We start from the raw sequence: 17,296 nt of genomic DNA on the forward strand, positions 1-17,296 counted from the left end.
TAGTCAAATGTTACTTAATTGAAATTGAATGGTGGGGAATAATGTTTTCGTCTATGAGGAATTAAATAAAACATTCATGGATTGGTTATACACCTATCAGCAATATGTATTTATATGTGAAATTTTATTAGGTTATATTTTATTCATGAGTCTTTGTATGTATCAAGCTGATTACAAATATCCATTTAAATCCGTGTTTTAACCAGATATAAATGAATTACTTATTAAATACTATCCAAATGAAAGAGTTATACCCTAAGAACCCCTCAAGACAAATTGTGACCAATATCACTATTGATAGGTAGTTTAATGCAACTGATGTAACGTGTTGTGACAGCGATCGTTTTAATTGACATAAAATTACGATAGCATTCGTATTATGAAAGATTTATGACAATTTAGAGTGATAAGTAATCAATTAAAAAAAACAGCAATTTAGTAGTTGTATTTTAAGTTAAATATTTAAATTTATTTGAGATGATTATTTCTCAGGGGCATCTTTTGTCATAAAAAAATGGATAAGAAATAGAGTGATAATTATTTTTTAATGGGTAAGTGCAGCGTCATTACTTAAACCTTAAGCTAAATAAACGCGTGATGTGGGTATCATGTCATTATCGATTAAATAATATATTTATGTGATCCCTATAAGGGATACCTCTATTCATAGAAATAAGTAAACACAAATGCAGACGAATACTGTATTAAATTTTTTAAAAAATGACTTATGTGTTTGAAATGGATGTATCTGTTTGTCTTTAAGTGAAATTATTTTATTAAGCTAAAAATAAAAATGGTGTTTTGTTGTTCATGGAAACATGGCACAGCATAAAATTAATTCAAATAATCATTAACTAGGTTAATTCCAATGAAAGTTAAAAATATTGCGTTATTAATGCTTTCTCCTTGCTATTTAGCTGTAGCAATGGCAAATGCCAGTAACTGGGAAGATTCTATCAAGGAAAATTCATTCATTGCGGATTCGGAGCTAGAGCTGTCAACCCGTAACATGTGGAAATACTTAAAAACAGAAAACCGTTTTGATAAAGACGAAAACCGTTATAGAAAACAAGTTGCGAATGCTTGGGGTCAAAACTTTCAAGCGGATTTCAAATCAGGTTATTTCGCTGATGTCATTGGTTTTGACGCTTCCTATTATGGTGGTATCAAGTTAGGCGCAAGTAAAGACTTCGCCTCCCGTGCAATTTTATATAATGATGATGGCCATGCGAAAGGGTACAATAAAATTGGTCAACGTTATGCAAAAGTGAAACTAGACCTTGAGCCAGTGAAATTTAATGCCAAAGCAGGTTGGTTTACACTGAAAAATACGGGTATTTTCACGAATTCACAGCGTTTATCATTGAACAGCTATAGCGGTTACTACACGAATACTGCGATCAGTGATTGGAGTTTGGATTTATTATATCTCGATAAAAAAGTTATGCGTCGTGATAGCCCAAATATTGATGCCATGTATTTTACTGATGCTAACGGTGTTCGACACAATGTTAATCATGTCATCACGGGTGGAATTAACTACAATACTAAGCCATTGAAAGTTTATTATTTCTATGGTCAAGCCGATGATTTATTCCGTCAACAAGGTTTAGAAGCGAAATATAAACTGACTTCAGATGTCACTTTAGGTACGCAGATTTATAACCATGAATATGGTAGTGACGGTAAGCGCACTGAGAAAAATGATGCCAAAGGAAAACGTAACTTTGATAAACGTGCTTGGCACTATGCAGGAACGGCAGAATGGCGTATCCCTGAATCGCCTTGGACGCTAAGCACAGGCTTAACTTACACCCAAGCGAAAAAAGCGAACGGTGTCGGACAATTTGCGCGTAACCCAATTGGTAACACGCGTGGCCGTTTTAACTCCCCAGCTTATGCAGATATCGACTACGTACGTGATGGCGAAACCATGATTGCAATGGCGGCTGAATATCGTATTAGCAAAGAACTGTCTGTTGGTGCCCGTACCAACTATTCAGAATTTAAATATGAAGGTGAAAGATTAAAACAAGGTCAATTTGGTCTGTTTAGCTATTGGAAACCAACTGAGAATCTATCCGTGTCATTAAGTGGCGGTCTGGGTTGGCACCACCAGCAAGAAAACGACTACACAACGCCAAAATTATATGATGGGCACTCACGTCGTGCACATTCGTTATCTGGATCAATGACAACGACTTACCGTTTTAAAATGTAGTCGATAGTTGAAAAAGATTAAAAAAGGTAGGATAAATGAAACATAAAATTGGATTACTCACACTGCTTATCTCTGGTGCACTCTTGGCGGGTTGTGCCCCCAAAAATACGGATACCGTAAAAGTACAAGTCATAGGTATTAATGATTTCCATGGTGCTTTACAAGCTCCGGGGGATGGTAAATTAGGTGGGATTGAGTCAATTGCAACACTGGTTAATCAATTAAGAGCGCAAAACGATAAAACTATCGTTGTTGGTGCTGGTGACTTAGTAGGGGCTAGCCCATTACTGTCATCAATGTTCTATGATGAACCCACAATTGAAGCACTAAGCGCGATTGGTATGGAAACTAGCGCAGTTGGTAACCATGAGTTTGATAAGGGTAAAGAAGAGCTGCTGAGAAAACAAAACGGTGGCTGCCACCCAACCGCAGGTTGTGTGGGTAAAGATTCCTTTGCGGGTGCTGACTTTAACTACTTAGCCGCTAACGTTATTGTTAAAGAAACAGGTGAAACTCTGTTCCCATCTTACTTTATTAAAGAGTTTGATGGCATTCCAATGGCGTTTATTGGTTTAACGTTAGAAGGTACACCAGCTATCGTAACGCCAAGTGGAACTGCAGGGTTAGAATTCAAAAATGAAGTTGAAACTATCAATAACCAAGTTAAGTTATTAAAAGCACAGGGTATTAATAGTATCGGTGTTTTGATCCATGAAGGCGCAACACAACAAGTTGACACTAAAGTTAAAGATATTAATCGTTGTGATAATATCAAAGGCCCAATTGTTGATATCGTTAAACAGTTAGATACTAATGTAGACTTTGTCGTTAGTGGTCATACACACCAAGCTTATAATTGTGAAATCAATGGAATGACAGTAATTTCTGCTCAATCTAATGGGACTTTATTGTCTCAATTAAATATTGAGATTGATAGAAATACGAAAGATATTGTTAGCATCAATGCAAAAAATATCCCTGTTGAAACTAGCCGTTATGAGAAAAACCCTGAGTTAACCACCTTCGTACAAAAATACGAAAAAATTGCCTTACCTATTTCACAGCAAGTGATGGGGTCTTTGACGGCTAACGTGGATAAAAAATTATTACCGGCAGGGGATTCTACCCTAGGTAAGATTATTGCAGATGGTCAATTATATGCAGCCTCCAGTAAAGAAGCGGGCGGTGCACAAATTGCATTTATGAACAGTGGCGGTATTCGCGCTGACATGAAAGCAGGGGAATTGACTTATGGTGATATCTTCACGGTACAACCGTTCTCTAATGTGGTTGTCACACAATCACTGACAGGTGCTCAAATCAAGCAAGCACTTGAACAACAATGGGATCGTGCTCGTCCACAAGTTATGCCTGTTTCTAAAGGTTTTTACTACGAGTGGGATGACAGCCGTCCAGTGGGTGACAAGGTTATTCAAAAATCAATGAAATTAAACGGTAAGCCGTTAGACATGAATAAAAGCTATCGTGTTGCTGCAAATGAATTCTTAGCAACTGGTGGTAGCCGCTTCTCTGCCTTTAATCAAGGTAAAGACCGTGTTTATAGCCTGCCAGACAACGAAGCGTTAATGCAATACTTTAAAGATAACTCACCAGTTTCAGTTCCAACTGATGTGCGTATCAAGAAAATTAAATAATAAAATTTAATATTTCATGAAAAACTCTGAGGGTGTTTATCATCCTTGGAGTTTTTTTTGTGCTTTATTTAGATGTATGCTGAAAATGAGTGGAGGGTAATTGATTATGCGCAACAAATAAAAAAATGATAGAATAATAATTCTCATTATCATTACGATTTTCATGGATTTAAACGATTGATTGATATAAATACCAAAAAGCTGACTCGATTCGTTTGGTAGAAAAAATGATTTGACGAATGTTATCGTAGTCATAATAATCAACTAAATTGATATGAATCAATATTTGGTATTACCAATAGACCACTCATGATATTCTAGTTGGTATGGAAGGAGCTGTGCCTAATTATTGTTATATAAGGCTTTTCTAGATGAGAAATCTTAAATAACATTAATATATTTTGTTTCGAGGGATTTATGACCTTATCTCAACCCAAAATCATCGTTGTAGGCGGTGGCGCTGGTGGATTAGAACTAGCAACGCGTTTAGGCCGTAAGTTGGGCCGCAAGAAACGCGCACAAATTACGTTGGTTGACCGCAACCCGAGCCATTTATGGAAACCGTTATTGCATGAAGTTGCGACAGGTTCGTTAGATGATGGCGTCGATGCGATAAGCTATCTGGCTCATGCTCGCCATAATGCGTTCAATTTCCAACTGGGTTCACTAACAAATATTGACCGTGAAAATAAAACAGTCGTTCTCGGTGAACTTTATGATAAGCATGGTGAATTATTAGTTCCTTTGCGTGAGCTTGAGTACGATATTTTAGTCATGGCATTAGGCAGTACTTCGAATGATTTTGGTACACCTGGTGTTAAAGAACATTGCATTTTCTTAGATAACCCACACCAAGCGCACCGTTTTCACGATGAAATGTTAAATCTATTTTTACGTTATTCAGTACGCGATAACGCAGAAGAGAGCGTTAATATTGCCATTGTTGGCGGTGGAGCTACGGGGGTTGAGTTATCAGCAGAACTCTATAATGCAGTTGAGCAACTAACGAGTTATGGTTTTAAAGGGTTAGATACGGATGCACTGAATGTCACATTAGTTGAAGCAGGCGAACGTATCCTACCCGCTTTACCTCCGCGAATTTCAAGTGCCGCACACCAAGAACTGAATAAGTTAGGTGTGAATGTATTGACGAAAACTATGGTAACCAGCGCTGATGCAGATGGCTTGAATACGAAAGAAGATGGTAAAATTCATGCAGACCTAATGGTTTGGGCGGCAGGAATTAAAGCACCTGATTTCATGAAGGATATCGCTGGGTTAGAAACAAACCGTATTAACCAATTAGTAGTAAAGCCGACATTACAAACATCTCGTGATGATATGATTTTTGCTATTGGCGATTGCGCATCTTGTGCTAAGCCGGAAGGGGGGGTTGTTCCACCAAGAGCACAATCAGCCCACCAAATGGCCAGCCTTTGTTATGACAATATTGTCGCTTTAATGAAAGGCAAACCTTTAAAAGAGTATGTATATAAAGACCATGGCTCATTAGTTTCACTATCTCGCTTTAGTACCGTTGGTAGCTTAATGGGAAATTTAATGCGTGGGGATATGATGGTCGAAGGGCGTATTGCGCGTTTTGTGTACATCTCTTTATACCGTATGCACCAAATTGCATTACATGGTTACATTAAAACAGGGCTAATGATGCTTGTTGGTAGTATTAACAGAATTATTCGACCAAAGTTAAAACTACATTAATCTACGAGTAGTTACTTGTTTAATCGGATTTTATTAGCGCCGTGCACCTGTGTATTCATATAACAGGTGCATTATTTTTTGTATTTTATAATGATAAATATGTATGCTAATAAAGTATATTAGCTAAATCTGTCAAGGCTTATTTATGTTAAATATTACTTGGAAAAACTATTTAGATCAAATTTAAGAGATTAAATATCGATTATATTGCCACTATTACTTATATATTGTATTTAAATGAAATTAAAGCCTAAAAATTAATATAAATTGAGTCAATATAATTTAGCTTACCTTAAGTTTAAAATAATTTAAGTATAAGTGTATTTATATAACGAAAAGTTACCATGGAAATTATATTTTCTATCTTATTGATTATTAATCATAAAACAATGCATTCAATTGAGGGGATATGTGAGGTTGCACTAATGGTGAAGTTTGTGGTTTCTAACACAGTTATAATAAATATTTGTTTTGATGATAAATTAAGATAATTCCAAAAAACAATACAAATAGTACGTAATTATCGAATTATTTTAGATTGTGGTTACAATAGATGCGGCATATTTTAATAAGGGTTAATACAATGAAGCTAAAATTTAAGTTGTTATTAGCAACTGTAGTGGCATTCATTATTGTATTGCTCGTGACTTTACTCAACCAAGAACCTGAAACGAAATTGGCGACAGTGTTATCTGTTGAGCCGATCAAAGCTAATCGCCTTGTTGAGTACCAAAATTGTACTGTAACAGGAGTTTTAGGCACGTTTAACCAACAATCTCTTTCTCGGTTTCATCCTGCACAAAGCGAATGCAAAATGATTTTCATGATTGAAGCATTACAAGGGAAAGGCTTTCCATCTCTGTTTGATATGCAAAATCAAACCTGTGTTAACACACAAAAAATGGAATTAGTTATTGTTGGATATGACGTCGTATATCAAATTGGCAAAACGATTGGAAAAGTTAGAACATCCTACGAGCCATCAATGTTTATTCCTTTGGATGACAAAGGACGCTTAGTGCTAACATCATCTAACTCAGTATGCGAAACCATACGCAGTGATATAAAAGAACTATTACCATTTTATTGTTTGCAGCAAAATGAATTACCAATCACCAGAAACTCATCAGCGGTCTTAGAGCTGCAACCGAATAAAAATACATTTGGTTTTATGGAATAATAATTATATAAAAATTATAGAGATAAAAGGCTACACGATAGTAGCCTTTTATCATTTTACAGCTTTAAACTTAGATAATTTGGTGTTCTTCAAACCCGATAAGTAATTGCTTAATAAATTCTAGTCGAGAGGCTCTTTCTGTTAAATCATGGAAAAATTTTAGTCGAACAGGGCCATCTAAGCGATAAGTTTGTGGCTGGTTTTGCAATAAGCTGATTAAAAAACTTGGGTCAACTTTATTTTTATCACCAAATTCAATAAAACCACCTTTTTCATGGGCTTCAATACGTTTAATGCCAAGGGATTGCGCTTGTAATCGAATAGCTGCGTTGGCTAACAGGAATTTACCTGCGTCAGGTAAACTACCAAAGCGGTCGATTAGCTCTGTCCGTAACTCGTCGAGTTCTTGACTGTTTTTTGCACTGGCTATTCGTTTATAGAAAGATAAGCGAATGTTCACATCGTGAATATAGTCGTCTGGCAGTAGAACAGGCATGCGTAATTCAACTTCAGTTTGTTGGCTAGTTAAATCTTCCAATGAAGGTTCGCGCCCCTCTTTTAGCGCATCAACAGCACTTTCTAGCAGTTCCATATAGAGGGTAAAACCAATCGTGGTCATTTGGCCACTTTGATCTTCACCAAGTAATTCACCTGCACCGCGAATTTCCAAATCGTGAGTTGCTAGAGCAAACCCAGCACCTAAATCTTCCAGTGAAGAAATGGCTTCAAGGCGTTTATGAGCATCAGTGGTCATCGCTTTTGGATGTGGTGTGAGCAAGTATGCATAAGCTTGGTGGTGAGAACGTCCTACTCGGCCACGCAGTTGGTGGAGTTGAGCTAACCCGAAATGGTCAGCACGCTCAATAATAATAGTATTCGCTGTTGGTATATCAATACCCGTTTCAATAATTGTAGTGCATATCAATACATTAAAACGTTGATGATGGAAATCCGTCATGACGCGCTCTAATTCACGTTCACGCATTTGACCATGTCCAACAACAAAACGTGCCTCAGGGACTAATTCTTCGAGGCGTGCTTTTGCCTTTTCAATATTTTCAACATCATTGTAGAGGTAATAAACTTGGCCACCACGTAAGGTTTCCCGTAAAATTGCTTCACGGACAACTAAGTCATCATATTGGCGAACAAAGGTTTTCACAGCCAAACGGCGAGCAGGTGGTGTGGCGATAATCGATAAATCACGCATGCCACTCATGGCCATGTTGAGAGTACGAGGGATCGGTGTGGCTGTCAGTGTTAAGATATCAACGTCTGCACGCATGGCTTTGATGCGTTCTTTATGACGGACACCAAAGCGGTGCTCTTCATCGACGACGAGTAAGCCTAAATCTTTCCATACTAAGTCGCTTTGCAGTAACTTATGGGTACCAATTAGAATATCAACTTTACCTTCAGCAGTTTGTGCAATAATTTGTTGTTGCTCTTTCGCTGTTTTAAAGCGTGATAACATTTCGATGCGGACAGGCCAGTTAGCAAACCTATCTTTAAAATTATCGTAATGCTGTTGGGCAAGTAGTGTCGTAGGCACTAAAACGGCAACTTGCTTGTTATTATTAATCGCTAGGAATGCGGCTCGCATTGCCACTTCGGTTTTACCAAAGCCTACATCGCCACAAACCAATCGGTCCATGGCTAAGGGTTGGCACATATCGCTGAGAACGGCATTGATAGCGACTTCTTGGTCAGGTGTCGTTTCGAAAGGAAAGCCTTGGCAAAATTCTTGGTATTGCTGTTTATCATGCTTGAATGCAAAGCCAGCTTTAGCCGCACGTTGTGCATAGATATCAAGAAGTTCAGCCGCGACATCGCGCACTTTTTCTGCAGCTTTCTGACGGGCTCGCCCCCAGCTATCACTACCTAATTTATGCAATGGGGCGTTTTCATCAGCCCCACCCGCATAACGGCTAATTAAATGGAGTGAAGAAACTGGAACATACAGTTTATCATTGCCCGCATAGGTTAAAATTAAATATTCAGCTTTAATACCACCTGCTTCTAACGTAATCAAACCTTGATAACGACCTACACCATGTTCAATATGAACAACGGGCTGCCCAGGGCGTAATTCAGCTAAATTGCGAATGAGGGTATCGGTATTAATGGTGCGGCGACTATCTGTTCGGCGGCGAACAACACGCTCCCCAAGTAAATCGCTTTCGCAAATTAATACCCTATGGATATCGGATTGAATAAAACCATGTTCAGCGGGCCCAATTGTGATGGCAAATCGGCTGTCAGTAGGGTGAGTATAGCTTTGAATAATATCAGGGCGAATTTTTAAACGTGCTAAGAGCTCGGTAACAGTTTCACGCCGGCCTTCACTTTCCACAGAAAAAACAATGGTTCCATCAAATTGTTCAGTAAACTGCCGCAATTTTTCGAGCGGTGTTTTACTTTGCCCCTGTGTGCTGATATCTGGCAATGGCAGGTAATCTAAATTGGTATTTGCCGCTTTTTTGGGCAGAGACTCGGGTGATAATTGAATACGAGGCCATTTTTTTAACGATTGATTAAGTTGTTCAACAGTTAGCCATAGCTCTGAAGGTGGGAGCAATGGGCGCATTGGGTCGACACCGCGGCTTTCATACCGCTGCTGAGTATCAACCTGAAAGCGTTCAGCCGCTTCTTGTAAGCTCTGCGAAACAATTAAACTTGATGGCGGTAAATACTCAAATAACGATGGTAGTGGCTGCGGGAAGAATAAAGGCTGCCAATACTCTATACCTGTCGGTAAGGTATTCTTACTGACCTGCTGATAAATATGCTCTGGATCACGGCGAACCTCAAAGCGCTCGCGCCATTGGCTGCGAAAACGTTCAATAGCGTCTTTATCGGTCGGAAACTCATGAGCTGGCAGTAAATTGATTTGTTCTACTTCTTCGAGTGTTCGTTGCGAGTCAACGTCAAAAGTTCGCAAGCTATCAATTTCATCATCGAAGAAATCAATACGAAATGGCAATGAGCTTCCCATAGGAAATAAATCGAGTAAAGCGCCACGAGTGGCATATTCACCATGCTCTAAAACTTGTTCTACATGGCGATAACCAGCGTTATCGAGCTCATTACGTAAGTTATCTCGAGAAAGTTTGTCACCTTTTGCCATCACTAAGGCATGACTAGTTAAAAAGTCAGCAGGACAGACTTTTTGCATCAGTGTATTGACAGGAAGAATTAACGCGCCTTTTTGTAAACTGGATAAGCGGTATAGTGTCGATAAACGATGAGAAATAATTTCCTGATGAGGGGAGAAATTGTCATATGGCAATGTTTCCCAGTCAGAAAGTGTCTCTATAGGGTGTTTTGTAAACTGTTGAATTTCATCTCTTAAACGTAATGCATTTTGCATATCACGTGTCACGATGATAACAGGCCCTTGATGACGTTGTATTATTTCTCCACATTCAAGTGCACCAGCCGCCCCGATAAGGCAACCTAAATGGCGAACATCGCCACTACGACTAGGGAGTTCATAACGAAATTTTGACAACATAGAAATCTTCGGTATCTCACAGCGGTTAGTAAGCAGTTAAACAAGAGTTAGCACAAATATAGCCAATTTTTGCACGAAAAATAGTTAAGTTAATTAATGGATAGTTAAACTACAAAATTCGTAACAAAACAATCTGTTTTAACTCGTAATTCGTCTGAAAGTCAGACAAAAAGGCATTCAAAGCAGAAAAAAAACCATCGAGTGGTTCCATTCATCAATCGTACCCTTTATTATCGCTGAACACTTCGCTTTGGCAACAGGGGCATCATAGATTTCATGCACCAATCTGTCTCATTATTTATAGGCCTACGCTATTTACGTGGGCGTGCTGCGGATAAATTTGGTCGTTTCGTTTCCAGTTTATCTGCTATTGGTATCACACTGGGGGTGACGGCATTAATAACCGTCACATCAGTGATGAATGGGTTCGAGCGATCGTTACAAGATAGCATACTTGCTTATATGCCGCAGGCAATTTTAACATCTGCCTCCGGAAATATAGACCCAGCAAAGTATCCAATAACCGATCTACAGCATTTAAACGGTGTCAGCCATATCGCACCTATTGTGCAATCTGACGTGGTATTACAAAGCCGAACCAATGTTGGCGTTGGTGTCATGGGGGGGATTGAACCTGAAGAACCTTCTTTGTTATTGGATAAACTGGTTGTTGGGGAGCGCAGTGACCTTAAAGAAGGCAGTTATAATGTTTTTCTGGGGAATAAACTTGCAGAAACGCTCGGGGTAAAACGTGGTGATGAAGTTCGCTTAATTATACCTGGAGTGAGTCAATTAACGCCAATGGGGCGTATTCCTAGTCAGCGCCTATTTACGGTGGCGGGTATTTTCCAAACAAATGGGGAAGCGGATACAAGTGAACTCGTCGTGGCACAGCAAGATGCCGCACGTATGTTACGTTACCCTACAGGGCATATTACTGGGTGGCGTTTATATTTGGATGAGCCCCTAAATGTTGATGTTCTAAGTCAGCAAGTGTTGCCGAATGGCCTAGTATGGAAAGATTGGCGAGAGCGTAAAGGGGAGTTTTTCCAAGCCGTTCGCATGGAAAAAAATATGATGGGCTTATTGCTCAGTTTAATTATTGCGGTGGCGGCCTTCAATATTATTACTTCACTATCATTGTTAGTGATGGAAAAACAAGGTGAAGTTGCTATTTTAAAAACCCTTGGCCTCAAACGTTGGCGAATTTTAATGATTTTTATGATCCAAGGCGCTGGAGCGGGGGTGATTGGTTCACTCATTGGTACAATATTAGGTACGATACTTTCTAGCCAGCTGAATGTCATTATGCCGCTGATTGGTTTATTACCTAAAGGTGTCTCTTTACCGATTGTGCTTGATTACTCTGGTATTTTAATTATTGCACTTAGTGCAATGCTGATTTCTCTGCTGGCAACGCTTTATCCTTCTTGGCGTGCAGCCGCGGTTCAACCTGCTGAGGCGTTACGTTATGAATAAACAACCACTTCTGGTCTGTGAAAATTTAAGTAAAACATATCAGGAAGGGACATTGTCGACGCAAGTGTTGAAAAATGTCAGTTTTTCCATGGGGCTAGGGGAAATGATGGCCATCGTGGGAAGTTCTGGTTCGGGGAAAAGTACCTTATTACATTTACTGGGCGGGTTAGATACCCCTTCAGAAGGGAATGTTATCTTTCGTGGCCAACATATTAATCAGTTATCTTCAGATGAGCGAGCTGCTATTCGTAATAAAGATTTAGGTTTTATTTATCAATTTCATCACCTTTTACCGGATTTTACCGCACTTGAAAATGTGGCGATGCCTTTATTAATCGGTGGTATTGCGAAAGAAACTGCATTTTCGAAAGCAACTGAAATGCTAGAAGCGGTTGGACTAGCGCATCGGGCTGGGCATCGTCCTTCTGAATTATCGGGAGGAGAGCGCCAGCGTGTTGCTATTGCAAGGGCGTTAGTGAATGAGCCTGCACTGGTTTTAGCGGATGAGCCTACGGGTAACCTTGATTTACGTAATGCAGATGCCATTTTTGAATTGTTGGGGGAATTAAACCGAACACAGCGGACCGCATTTTTAGTGGTTACCCATGATATGACACTGGCTCGCCGGTTATCTCGCCAACTGGAAATGCGTGATGGGCATTTGCAGCAGAATATTACCTTGGAGGCTCGGTAATGTCTAAGTTGCCTCTTTCATTACTCACAGCGCTGCGTTTCAGCCGTGGTCGCCGCCGAACCGGGATGGTTTCATTAGTTTCGATAGTTTCAACGTTGGGTATTGTTCTTGGGGTTGCGGTGTTAATTATTGGTTTAAGCGCAATGAATGGCTTTGAACGCGAATTAAATAACCGTGTGTTATCTGTTGTTCCCCATGGGCAAATTTATGCTGTTAAACCACCCTATAAGGATTTGGAATTTGCTGAACAAGTTATCCGGAAAACGCCAGGGGTTGAAGGCGTTAGCCCTTACATCAATTTTACGGGGTTACTTGAGCGTGGTGCAAATTTAAAAGCAATCCAAGTGATGGGGGTTTCACGAGAAACTCAGCCACAAGTCAGTGCATTACCACAATTCATTCTTAATGATGCTTGGCAGCATTTTGAAGCGGGCAAACAATCGATTATTTTAGGCCAAGGTGTGGCTGATGCATTGAATGTGAAAGTTGGGGATTGGGTGACAATTATGATCCCAAATACCGATGCCAGCTTAAAAATTCAGCAACCTAAACGTATTCGCGTACAAGTGACGGGTATTTTTAAGCTTAGTGGCTTGCTAGATCACCAACTAGCACTCGTTCCTCTCGCAGATGCACAAGAATATCTCGACTATGGTGATGGCGTGACAGGGTTTGAAATCAAAGCCACAGACCCATTTATTGCCGATCAAGTTGTTTATGATGCAGGCTTGAAAACCATGCATCATGTTGTTGTAAAAAGTTGGATAGGTGATTATGGCTATATGTACAATGATATTCAAATGGTTAGAAGTATCATGTACTTAGCTATGATATTAGTGATTGGCGTCGCGTGTTTTAATATTGTTTCTACTCTTGTTATGGCGGTTAAAGATAAAAGTAGTGATATCGCGGTATTGCGCACTCTAGGGGCAAAAGATAGGCAGATTCGTGCTATTTTCTTATGGTATGGTTTGTTGGGTGGCCTTGTTGGTTCTCTGATTGGTGCTGTACTTGGGGTCGTCATATCTTTAAATTTAACACCAATGATTAAGGTTATAGAGGCCATTGTTGGCCATCCCATTTTATCGGGTGATGTCTATTTTATTGACTTTTTACCTTCTGAATTGCATGTCATGGATGTGGTTTATGTTTTAATTACAACCATTGTATTGAGCTTACTTGCCAGTTGGTATCCTGCTCGCCGCGCTAGTAAGTTAGACCCTGCACGTATTCTCAGTGGGCAATAGCTTTTAGGGGTAGAGAGCCAATGATTTTTAGGGTACAAATCCAAAAATTTATTGGCTCTTTATATAATCACTGTGCTGCTAAAAACATTTGTTTATAACTACGAGTTTCTACCATTGCTTCTGTAAAACCATACTGTTTGGCGGTCGCCATCAACGTTTGATATAAACTATCCAGCAAATTCTGCTCATCAGTCATAATGGCAAATTCAGCAAACCAACCGATCCCACTCAAGTGATCAATTGTGATGTGGATATCATTCAGAAAATAAATGCTTCTTATTTTAGTTGTGGTTAAGTAGCAATGATATCCCAGTGTCGTTAACATATTTTGCACATGATTGCAGTCATCAATATTAATGGCTTTGCATTCAGAAGCTCCAGGGCCTTTGACTATCCATAACTTTATGCCTGATGGCACCATTTCACGTACACACATACTGACGTTCTTGCCAGCTAGTGGTGAATGTAGGCTTTCATAGAAATAATCTGTCTCTGTATTATTTTCCGTAAATGGTTCAGCCAAATCAGCTTTTATTTTGTGCAAAAAGGTGTCGGGGTCCGGCAATTGAAATTTAATTTCAGCTTCATATTTACCGACGAAATGTTGGCTCATGTAGAGTTCCTTGGTACAGGTATTTCAGACTATTGATGGTAACACAAAGCGGAAACTGGTGAGGGAGATAAAGATGAGATTAGCGAATAGATAAGTGCCTAGATGTTTAAATTAGGCACTTTGAGTATAAATTTTACCGTTTATTTCTTGGTCATTTTATCTAGATAGCCCATCACAAATGCAGATAATACAAAGGTCAAGTGGATGACGACATACCACATCAGTTTGTCATTTGAGACGCTTTTTAAGTCCATGAAGATTTTTAATAGGTGAATAGAGGAAATTGCCACAATGGAAGCCGCGACTTTATTTTTTAATGATGAGGCGTCCATTTTACCTAGCCAGCCTAGTTTTTCACTACTGTCAGGGATATCCATTTGGGAGACAAAGTTCTCGTAACCTGAAAACATTACCATCACCAATAAACCACCGACTAATGCCATATCAATCAATGATAATAGCGTCAAAATTAGGTCCGCTTCAGGAATTGAAAGGATATTTGGCAAAATATGGTATAGCTCTTGAAAGAACTTAATGGTTAAAGCCAATAGTGTCAGTGAAAGCCCAAAATAGATAGGCGCTAAAATCCAACGTGAAGCATACATTGCTCTTTCAAAAAACTTTTCCATGAAATCCCTTGTAGTGGTGAGTTAATAACACAGTAAAATCTGCGAGGCGTATTTTAGCGGTAGCGAGAGTGAAGGTGAAAGGTTTTTTTATTGTTTTACCATTGTGGATGTTTTGTGGCGTATTTATGAAATAACAATGTCATTTTTATGAATAAAAAGTGACAAAATCGATACCTTCGATATTTTTATTTGCATTCAGCAAGATGATGCGTTTTAGTATGTTAACATTTAGATAATGTCATCAGTTATGGTAAGGAAATAGTTAGTTTGCCAATAAAATAAACACTTGGAGCTTGATTATTTTAATAATTTCACACAATCAGCATTTCTAAATTCATGTCATAATGACATGATAAAAAGCAATTAATATTTAATATGATATAAATTTATTGGTTATATGGATGAAAGGAAGCTTTGATGTTGCGATTTCGTTATAGGTTAAAAAAAGCTCGTAAGAATAAATGTATACGCCGCCAGCGACTTCGTAACCGGTCTTTTTATATAGATAATAGATTGGATAACATGAAAAATATCAATATTGTCGTCTTAACAGGAGCGGGTATTTCAGCTGAATCTGGGATCCAAACATTCCGTTCTGCGGATGGATTATGGGAAGAGCATCGCGTTGAAGATGTGGCAACGCCTGAAGGTTTCGAACGTAACCCTAAATTAGTACAGCGTTTTTATAATGAGCGACGTCGACAGTTACAGCAAGAAAATATTAAGCCTAACGCTGCTCACTATGCACTTGCTCAGCTTGAAGAGCTTTTTGGTGACCGTTTTTTGTTAATTACGCAAAATATAGATAATTTACATGAAAGAGCGGGAAGTCAGCGAGTTATCCATATGCATGGTGAATTACTAAAAGTTCGCTGCAACTGGTCAAATCAAGTATTGGAGTGGAAAGGGGATTTATCTGTAGATGACCGTTGTCATTGTTGCCAATTTCCTCAGCCGCTCAGGCCCCATATTGTTTGGTTTGGTGAGATGCCAATTGGAATGGATTATATCTATCAATCCCTTGAATCTGCGGCTATTTTTATTTCTATTGGGACGTCTGGTCATGTATACCCTGCGGCGGGTTTTGTTCACGAGGCTAAATTGCATGGGGCACATACGGTCGAACTTAATTTAGAGCCTAGCCAAGTGGAAAGTGAGTTTGATGAGAAACACTATGGTTTAGCCAGCAAAGTTGTTGTTGAATATATCAATAAGCTTATTACGGAGTTACAGGTTAAAAATACCGCGCAATAAGCTTTCAATACATAATAATATAAGGGGAAACGTATTGTTTTCTCTTATAGGTTAGACATTTGTATCCATCATAGCTGGCATCGTAATTTCTTTGACACAGGTTGCATTGCTTGTGCTAGCGATAAAGCGTACGGCATTGACAACATCTTGTAATGGGATTAGCTGCCCATTACTTTTTTCAATGACTTCGTCAGCCGGAACGGCTAATGGGTATTCAGTTGCTAGATAACCTAAATTTATGACTGATATGGCTATTTTATCTTCACGTAGTGTTTCTCTTAACGACTGTGCTATACCCCTGAGGGCATATTTAGTGGCGGAAAAGGTGACTTCTTTACCATTATGGTTATCTAAACCCCATGTAGAACCGATCAATATAATCTTGCTATTTTTTGCTAAACGTAAATTGGGTAATAGCGCTTTTAAATTTAATAAACAGGCACTGATATTGGTTTGAATCATATTGAGTAACTCTATGTCATCAGTCGATTCAAATTGGTATTCTTCACTAAAAGCCAGTTTCTCCCAAATACCCACATTATAAATTAAGGTATGAATAGGTTGGTCCTGAATAATCTGCTTAATGGCATTCGCGCTATGAATATCATTTAAATCAGCAGGAATCCACGTAAAGTTAGTATGTTCAAAAGGAGGTTTTGAGCGAGACACTCCATAAATATGGTCTGCTTTTTCAGGGAATCCTTCGACCAATGCTTTACCTAAGCCTTTGCTAACACCATAAATTAAACATGTTTTTGACATGAGTTTTCCTGTTAACGAGTAAAATTTCGTTTTATTTATTAATCAGCTAATAAATAAAATAATAAGACTTCATATATAGCATACTATTTCAATTTAATGATTGATGATTCGTGTAGTAGGTGAGTGATATTTAACCAAATGAGAGGTATTTAAGTAACAAATAAATAATAACCTACTAATTAATACAATTTGATTATTACCCTTATTTATTATAGGTATTGATTGCCAGTGTAATAGGTAGCCTATAAAAATTACGCTAAAAAATAAATTTCACTAACGATTTCCTGCAAAAAATAGAGAGCATTAACAGGAAAGCTGATTTGAAA

12 protein-coding genes are annotated in these 17,296 nt (G+C 38.7%); 8 read left to right on the forward strand and 4 right to left on the reverse strand.

Translation table 11 applies throughout. The annotated features are described in order from the left end of the window. Positions 1-868 precede the first annotated feature (868 nt). The 4 genes from PSE60_RS04685 to umoD all read left to right on the forward strand — a co-directional run bounded on the left by PSE60_RS04685 (position 869) and on the right by umoD (position 6,778). Positions 869-2,221, forward strand: a complete 1,353-nt coding sequence (locus PSE60_RS04685) for an OprD family outer membrane porin (RefSeq protein WP_210837779.1) — start codon at positions 869-871, stop codon at positions 2,219-2,221. 35 nt (positions 2,222-2,256) lie between these two features. Next, the gene (locus tag PSE60_RS04690) at positions 2,257-3,876 is read left to right on the forward strand and encodes a bifunctional metallophosphatase/5'-nucleotidase (protein WP_110731989.1); all 1,620 of its coding nucleotides are present in this window, start codon (positions 2,257-2,259) and stop codon (positions 3,874-3,876) included. 417 nt (positions 3,877-4,293) lie between these two features. Next, the gene (locus tag PSE60_RS04695) at positions 4,294-5,598 is read left to right on the forward strand and encodes an NAD(P)/FAD-dependent oxidoreductase (RefSeq protein WP_272664690.1); all 1,305 of its coding nucleotides are present in this window, start codon (positions 4,294-4,296) and stop codon (positions 5,596-5,598) included. A gap of 583 nt (positions 5,599-6,181) precedes the next feature. Next, the gene (gene umoD, locus PSE60_RS04700; RefSeq protein ID WP_210837775.1) at positions 6,182-6,778 is read left to right on the forward strand and encodes a UmoD family flagellar biogenesis regulator; all 597 of its coding nucleotides are present in this window, start codon (positions 6,182-6,184) and stop codon (positions 6,776-6,778) included. A 70-nt stretch (positions 6,779-6,848) separates the two neighbouring features. Here umoD and mfd read toward each other — a convergent pair whose 3' ends face one another. Further along, entirely contained in the window at positions 6,849-10,292 is a 3,444-nt protein-coding gene (gene mfd, locus PSE60_RS04705; protein WP_272664691.1) for a transcription-repair coupling factor, read from the reverse strand. A gap of 276 nt (positions 10,293-10,568) precedes the next feature. On the opposite strand from mfd, the gene lolC reads away from it, so the two are divergent. Genes lolC through lolE form a run of 3 tightly spaced genes read left to right on the forward strand, consistent with a single transcriptional unit; the run spans position 10,569 to position 13,712 of the window. Further along, positions 10,569-11,771: a lipoprotein-releasing ABC transporter permease subunit LolC gene (gene lolC / locus PSE60_RS04710; protein ID WP_272664692.1), complete on the forward strand. Its 1,203-nt coding sequence runs from the start codon at positions 10,569-10,571 to the stop codon at positions 11,769-11,771. Further along, positions 11,764-12,465, forward strand: coding sequence for a lipoprotein-releasing ABC transporter ATP-binding protein LolD (gene lolD / locus PSE60_RS04715; RefSeq protein WP_272664693.1), 702 nt, complete (start codon positions 11,764-11,766; stop codon positions 12,463-12,465). The genes lolC and lolD overlap by 8 nt, the downstream gene beginning before the upstream one ends. Then, positions 12,465-13,712 (forward strand): lipoprotein-releasing ABC transporter permease subunit LolE, encoded by a 1,248-nt coding sequence (lolE, locus tag PSE60_RS04720; protein ID WP_272664694.1) that lies wholly within the window; start codon positions 12,465-12,467, stop codon positions 13,710-13,712. The genes lolD and lolE overlap by 1 nt, the downstream gene beginning before the upstream one ends. Before the next feature lie 67 nt (positions 13,713-13,779). On the opposite strand, the gene PSE60_RS04725 is transcribed toward lolE, so the two are convergent. Together PSE60_RS04725 and PSE60_RS04730 are read right to left on the reverse strand one after the other, a co-directional pair. Next, on the reverse strand, positions 13,780-14,325 hold the full coding sequence (locus PSE60_RS04725; RefSeq protein ID WP_272664695.1) for a class IV adenylate cyclase: 546 nt from the start codon (positions 14,323-14,325) through the stop codon (positions 13,780-13,782). Between the two features lie 140 nt (positions 14,326-14,465). Further along, positions 14,466-14,954 (reverse strand): TIGR00645 family protein, encoded by a 489-nt coding sequence (locus tag PSE60_RS04730; protein ID WP_094960443.1) that lies wholly within the window; start codon positions 14,952-14,954, stop codon positions 14,466-14,468. A 420-nt stretch (positions 14,955-15,374) separates the two neighbouring features. Here PSE60_RS04730 and cobB point away from each other — a divergent pair, with 420 nt between their 5' ends. Then, a complete protein-coding gene (gene cobB / locus PSE60_RS04735) occupies positions 15,375-16,208 on the forward strand; it encodes a Sir2 family NAD+-dependent deacetylase (RefSeq protein ID WP_272664798.1) in 834 nt (277 codons plus the stop codon). 51 nt (positions 16,209-16,259) lie between these two features. On the opposite strand, the gene PSE60_RS04740 is transcribed toward cobB, so the two are convergent. After that, positions 16,260-16,970, reverse strand: coding sequence for an SDR family oxidoreductase (locus PSE60_RS04740; protein WP_272664696.1), 711 nt, complete (start codon positions 16,968-16,970; stop codon positions 16,260-16,262). Positions 16,971-17,296: the final 326 nt, after the last annotated feature.

It is taken from the genome of Providencia sp. PROV174 (genome assembly GCF_028480685.1).
GTDB classification, from domain to species: Bacteria; Pseudomonadota; Gammaproteobacteria; order Enterobacterales; family Enterobacteriaceae; genus Providencia; species Providencia rettgeri.